This is a genomic window from Thioclava sp. UBA3469, assembly GCF_002378135.1.
GTDB classification, from domain to species: Bacteria; Pseudomonadota; Alphaproteobacteria; order Rhodobacterales; family Rhodobacteraceae; genus Thioclava; species Thioclava sediminum.
This window is the reverse complement of the sequence record NZ_DFRG01000046.1, coordinates 1-6,241: the sequence shown is the minus strand read 5'-3', so window position 1 is coordinate 6,241 and position 6,241 is coordinate 1. Positions and strand designations below refer to the sequence as shown.

General features: G+C 62.7%; 5 protein-coding genes. 2 read left to right on the top strand and 3 right to left on the bottom strand.

The genetic code is table 11. The annotated features are described in order from the left end of the window. Nucleotides 1-1,601 (top strand): SEC-C metal-binding domain-containing protein (locus B3D39_RS03505; RefSeq protein WP_286789380.1); only part of this gene is annotated, 1,601 nt, incomplete at its 5' end. 234 nt (nt 1,602-1,835) lie between these two features. Continuing rightward, nucleotides 1,836-2,798, top strand: coding sequence for a hypothetical protein (locus B3D39_RS03500; protein WP_274962891.1), 963 nt, complete (start codon nt 1,836-1,838; stop codon nt 2,796-2,798). On the opposite strand, the gene radC is transcribed toward B3D39_RS03500, so the two are convergent. From radC to dnaK, 3 genes are all read right to left on the bottom strand, one after another. Next, nucleotides 2,789-3,550, bottom strand: coding sequence for a RadC family protein (gene radC, locus B3D39_RS03495; protein WP_274962890.1), 762 nt, complete (start codon nt 3,548-3,550; stop codon nt 2,789-2,791). The genes B3D39_RS03500 and radC overlap by 10 nt on opposite strands. 94 nt (nt 3,551-3,644) lie before the next feature. Continuing rightward, a complete protein-coding gene (gene dnaJ / locus B3D39_RS03490) occupies nt 3,645-4,808 on the bottom strand; it encodes a molecular chaperone DnaJ (RefSeq protein WP_078570707.1) in 1,164 nt (387 codons plus the stop codon). Nucleotides 4,809-4,882: 74 nt separating this feature from the next. Then, nucleotides 4,883-6,241, bottom strand: a 1,359-nt coding sequence (dnaK, locus tag B3D39_RS03485; RefSeq protein ID WP_286789379.1) for a molecular chaperone DnaK, incomplete at its 5' end; no start/stop codon positions are given.

Below are 6,241 nucleotides of genomic sequence, written 5' to 3'. Positions count from 1 at the left end.
ACTTCCGCCTCTACGACAAGCTCGGCGGGATGACCGGCACCGCGGCCACCGAGGCCGAGGAATTCGCCGAGATCTACTCGCTCGGCGTGGTCGAGATCCCGACCAACCGCCCGATCGCGCGGAAAGACGAACATGACCGCGTCTACCGCACGGCGCAGGAGAAATACGACGCCGTCGTCGAGGCGATCAAGAAGGCTAACGAGAAGGGTCAGCCGATGCTCGTCGGCACCACCTCGATCGAGAAGTCCGAGATGCTCTCGGACATGCTCAAGAAGGCCGGCATCAAGCACAACGTCCTGAACGCCCGTCAGCACGAGCAGGAAGCGACCATCGTCGCCGAAGCCGGCCGTCTGGGCGCGGTGACCATCGCGACCAACATGGCAGGCCGCGGGACCGACATTCAGCTCGGCGGTAACGTCGAGATGCGCGTGCAGGACGAACTCGCGGCGAATCCCGATGCGGATCCCGAAGAGGTCCGCAAACGGATCGACGCGGCGACCGCCGAGGAAAAGGCGAAGGTGCTGGAAGCGGGCGGCCTGTTCGTTCTCGCGACCGAGCGCCACGAAAGCCGCCGCATCGACAACCAGCTGCGCGGCCGTTCGGGCCGTCAGGGCGACCCGGGCCGCTCGCTGTTCTTCCTCTCTCTGGAAGACGACCTGATGCGGATCTTCGGCTCCGACAAACTCGATTCGGTCCTGTCCAAGCTGGGCATGAAAGAGGGCGAAGCGATCGTCCACCCGTGGGTGAACAAGTCGCTCGAGCGCGCGCAGGCGAAGGTCGAGGGCCGCAACTTCGACATTCGTAAGCAGCTTCTGAAATTCGATGACGTGATGAACGACCAGCGGAAAGCAGTCTTCTCGCAGCGTCGCGAAATCATGGAGACCGAAGAGGTCGGCGAAATCACCCGCGACATGCGCGTGCAGGTGATCGAGGACCTCGTGGACCGCTTCATGCCGCCGAAATCCTATGCCGATCAATGGGATGTCGAAGGCATGCACCAAGAGGTGATCGAACAGCTGAACCTCGACGTGCCGCTCGCGGAATGGGCCGAGGAAGAGGGCGTCGATCAAGAAGTCGTCACCGAGCGACTCGAGGAAGCGACCGATACGCTGATGGCCGAGAAGGCCGAGGCGTTCGGCGCCGACACGATGCAGATGATCGAAAAGCAGGTGCTGCTGCAGATCATCGACGCGAAATGGCGCGAGCATCTGGTCACGCTCGATCAGCTGCGCCAGACCATCGGTTTCCGCGGCTATGCGCAGCGCGATCCGCTGTCGGAATTCAAGACCGAGGGCTTCCAGCTGTTCGAGATCATGCTCGACAGCCTGCGCTCGGACGTGACGCAGCAGCTGGCCCGCATCCGTCCGCTCACCGAAGAAGAGCAGGCGCAGATGATGCAGGCGCAACAGCAGCAGCCCGCACCGACCGAAGCGTCGGCGGAAGCCCCGACCGAGGCGATGCCCGAGGTCGAGGTGGTGGGCGAGCCGCTTCCGGGATTCGACGAGACGAATCCGGCAACTTGGGGCGAGCCGTCGCGCAACGATCCTTGCCCCTGCGGGTCGGGCAAGAAGTTCAAGCATTGCCACGGGCAATTGGTTTGACACAACTCTGACGCGAATGTGGCAAAGTTGAGGCGGCTTCGGCCGCCTTTTCCATATCTTGTTGGAGTCATTGACTCTCTTGGCAGGTCCACCCCCCACGCCAGCCGCGTGAAGGGCGCGATTTCCCAATTCGCGCCGCAGCTTCGCCGCTTTCGGTCATTAGAAAATTATTAAGCAGTTTTCTAAGACAGACCCCAGTTCGAGGCGGCGATGCGCACCATTCGCAAGATATCCATGATCGGAGCGACGTTCCTGCTCGCCGCCGCGACCGGTCATGTGATGCAAAGCGTGGGTCCGCGTCCGCAACTCGGTGCGTCTTTGGTGGCGAGCTCGGTCAGTCGCGAGACTTGGAGAAATCGGGTCGAGCCGCGGGAGGAGCCGCGGGTTCAGCTCATTTCGAAAACCGTTCTTCGCAATCCTCCGGTCTATCATTTCGCGACGGATCCCGGCGTCGGCATCGTGCCTGCGACGGTGCGCACATCGGGCGACCAGTTCACATCTTCGCTTCCGCAACCGATGCCGTTGAAAACCGGCGCTGCCGATTGCGGGCATGCCGTCCTGTCGGTCACCCCCGCTGGCGATGGGCTGACCAAGCTGGAGCTGAGTGCGCCGTGCCACCCCGATACGAAACTGGCGATCCGCGATGCGTCGCTCTCGATCGCCGGGCAAACCGATAAGTCGGGGGCTTTCTCGGCTATCCTGCCGTTGCTTGCGCCTATGACCTCGCTGGAAGTCACCACCGATGGATCGACGATCGCGCAGGTGGAGGCCGCGGCGTCGGGGCTCGATAAGATCAACCGCGCGATCTGGGTGACCGATGCACAAAGCCCGTTGCATCTGAACGCCTATGAGAACGGTGCGCAGTTCGACGATGCGGGCCATCTCGACGTGACTAAGCCGCGCACGCCGGACACCTCGCTGGGCGGCTATATGCAAAGCTTCACCTCCGCAGATGGCAAGCGCATCGAAATCTATACCGCACCCAAGACGCTCACCGCGCTCAAGCTGCAACTCGAAGCGACGCTGTCCTTCGAAGATTGCGGCAAGTCGGTCGGCGGCCGGCTGATGCGGATGCATGGCACCGGAACTGCAGCGATGCCGATCACCCTCGACCTGCCCGCTTGCCCCTCCGATGGCGGCACGGTGGTTCTTCCGCTTGATGGGTTCGAGTCCCAGGGCCTGACCGCTCAGAAGTAACCCTCCGACCGCAGGCTGATCTCGCAGTCCTTTCCAAGGATCAGGTGATCGTGCAGCACGATGCCGAAGAGCTTCGACGCCTCGTCGATCTGCTGTGTGAGGGCGATATCCGCCTCGGACGGGGTTGGGTCGCCCGAGGGGTGGTTGTGCACCAGAATCAGCGCCGAGGCATTGGCCTCCAGCGCGCGCTTCATCACCTCGCGCGGATAGACGGGAACATGGTCCACCGTGCCGCGGCCCTGTTCCTCATCCGCAATCAGCGCGTTCTTCCGGTCCAGTAGCAGCAGGCGAAACTGCTCCGTCTCGGCATGGGACATCGCCATGTGACAGTAATCGACGAGCGCCTGCCACGAGCTGAGCACCGGGCGATGCATTACCTTCGAGCGTGCGAGCCTTTGCGCCGAGGCCTCCACCAGCTTCAGCTCGATCACCACGGCCTCGCCCACGTCGGTCACTTGGCGCAGGCGGTGAGGCGGGGCAGAGACCACCCGCCCGAAATCGCCGAAGGTTTCGATCAGGCGACGGGCGAGGGGTTTGACGTCCTGCCGGGGGATCGCGCGGAACAGCACCAGTTCAAGCAGTTCGTAATCGGGCAGGGCCTGCGCGCCGCCTTCCATGAACCGCGTGCGCAGCCGTTGCCGATGGTCGAACAGATAGGACGGCTTGGACGCGCCCGGCGGAGGATGGATCGCGGTGCCGCCATTGAACAACGGCAGCGGAGGCTCCTGCATATGATGGGGCATCTGGTCCATGAAACAGACCATGAACGATTCGGATTGAAGAAAGCCTTAATCAGCCTCCGTTAGCCCAAAGGAAAAGGCGCCCGAAGGCGCCTTTTCGAAATGATCACTGGGTCATGCCATCCCAGAAGCTTTTGACTTTCTTGAAGAAACTCGCGCCTTCCGGGTTGTTCTCGGCCTCGATCCCCTGGAACTCCTTTAGGATTTCCTTCTGCCGTGCGGTCAGGTTCACCGGGGTTTCGACGGCCAGTTCGATGAACATGTCGCCGGCCCCGCCGCCACGCAGCGCGGGCATACCCTTGCCACGCAGGCGCATCTGCCGCCCCGATTGGCTGCCGGCCGGGATTTTCACACGGCTTCGACCGCCATCTATCGTCGGCACTTCGACTTCGCCCCCAAGGGCTGCGGTCGCCATGCTGACCGGCACGCGGCAATGCAGATCGGTGCCTTCGCGTTCGAAGATCGCGTGCGGCTGGACCTCGATGAAGATGTAGAGATCGCCCGACGGACCACCGCGCAGCCCCGCCTCGCCTTCACCGGCGTGACGGATGCGGGTGCCGGTCTCGACCCCCGGAGGGATGTTGACCTGAAGCTGGCGATCGACCTCCACGCGGCCTGCACCATGGCAGACCTTGCAGGGGTTCTTCACCACCTGACCCTGGCCACCGCAGGTCGGGCAGGTCCGCTCGACCGTGAAGAAGCCGTTCTGCGCGCGCACCTTGCCCAGACCCGAACAGGTCGGACAGGTCTGCGGCTCGGAGCCGCCTTCCGCACCGGAGCCGTTACACTCGGTACAGGCGGCCGAGCTCGGCACGTTGATCGTCTTGTGGGTGCCGCGATACGCCTCTTCGAGCGTGACGCGCATGTTATAGCGCAGATCGGAGCCCCGCTGCGCGCGCGAACGCCCACCGCCGGGACCGGCTCTGCCGCCGCCCATGAAATCACCGAACAGGTCTTCGAAGACGTCGGAGAAGGCCGAGGCGAAGTCGCCCTGACCGCCCGCGCCGCCATAGCCGCCGCCCGGACGCCCGCCGCCCATGCCGCCTTCGAACGCCGCGTGACCGAACCGGTCGTACGCTGCTTTCTTCTCGGCGTCCTTGAGGACGTCATAAGCCTCGTTCACTTCCTTGAACTGGGCCTCGGCATCGGGATTGTCGGAATTGCGATCGGGATGAAGCTCTTTCGCCTTCTTGCGATAGGCTTTCTTGATCTCTTCGGCCGAGGCGCCTTTGGCAGTTCCCAGAACGTCGTAATAGTCGCGTTTTGCCATTGGTTACCCCCTTGGCGGAACGCAGGCGGGCCCGCCCTTAGAAAAGGCAGGCCCGCCCGACATTCCATGCGCAATTACTTGCGCTCGTCCTCGCCCAGATCTTCGAAGTCAGCGTCGACGATATCTTCATCGACATCGCGCGGGCTGTCTTCGTCGTTCGAGCTCTCGCCCTGACCGGCTTTCTCCTGCTCGGCCTTGTAGATGGCCTCGCCGAGTTTCATCGCCGCATCCGTCAGGTTCTGGATCGCGCCTTTGATCTTGCCGGCTTCCTCGGTCTTGAGGGCTTCCTCAAGCGCGTTGGCTGCCAGTTCGATCGCTTCGACGGTCGAGGCATCGACCTTGTCGCCGTGGTCTTCAAGCGACTTGCGGGTCGAGTGCAGGAGCGATTCGCCCTGGTTCTTGGTTTCGACCAGTTCCTTGCGGGACTTGTCCGCGTCGGCATTCGCCTCGGCGTCCTGAACCATTTTCTCGATCTCGTCGTCGGTCAGACCGCCGGACGCCTGGATCGTGATCTTCTGCTCCTTGCCGGTGCCCTTGTCCTTCGCCGAAACGGACACGATGCCGTTCGCGTCGATGTCGAAGGTCACTTCGATCTGCGGCATGCCGCGCGGGGCCGGCGGGATGTCCTCGAGGTTGAACATGCCGAGCATCTTGTTGTCGGCAGCCATCTCGCGCTCACCCTGGAAGACCCGGATCGTCACTGCGTTCTGGTTGTCTTCCGCGGTGGAGAACACCTGGCTCTTCTTCGTCGGGATCGTCGTGTTGCGATCGATCAGGCGGGTGAACACGCCACCCAGCGTCTCGATGCCGAGCGACAGCGGGGTCACGTCGAGCAGGACGACGTCTTTCACGTCACCTTGCAGAACGCCGGCCTGAATGGCCGCACCGAGCGCCACGACCTCATCCGGGTTCACACCCTTATGCGGCTCTTTGCCGAAGAAGCCGGTCACTTCTTCCACGACTTTCGGCATACGGGTCATACCGCCGACGAGCACGACTTCGTCGATCTCGTCCTTGGAGACGCCCGCATCCTTGAGCGCGGCGGCGCAGGGCTTCAGCGAGGCCTTGATGAGATCGCCCACGAGGCTTTCCAGCTTCGCACGGGTCAGCTTCATGACCATGTGCAGCGGCGTGCCGTCCTTGCCCATCGAGATGAAGGGCTGGTTGATCTCGGTCTGGCTCGAGCTCGACAGCTCGATCTTCGCTTTCTCGGCAGCTTCCTTCAGACGCTGAAGCGCCATCTTGTCCTTGGTCAGGTCGACGCCATGCTCTTTTTTGAACTCGTCAGCGAGGTAGTTGACGATGCGCATGTCGAAGTCTTCACCGCCGAGGAACGTGTCGCCGTTGGTCGATTTCACTTCGAAGAGACCGTCGTCGATCTCGAGGATGGTGATGTCGAAGGTACCGCCGCCAAGGTCGTAGACCGCGATGGT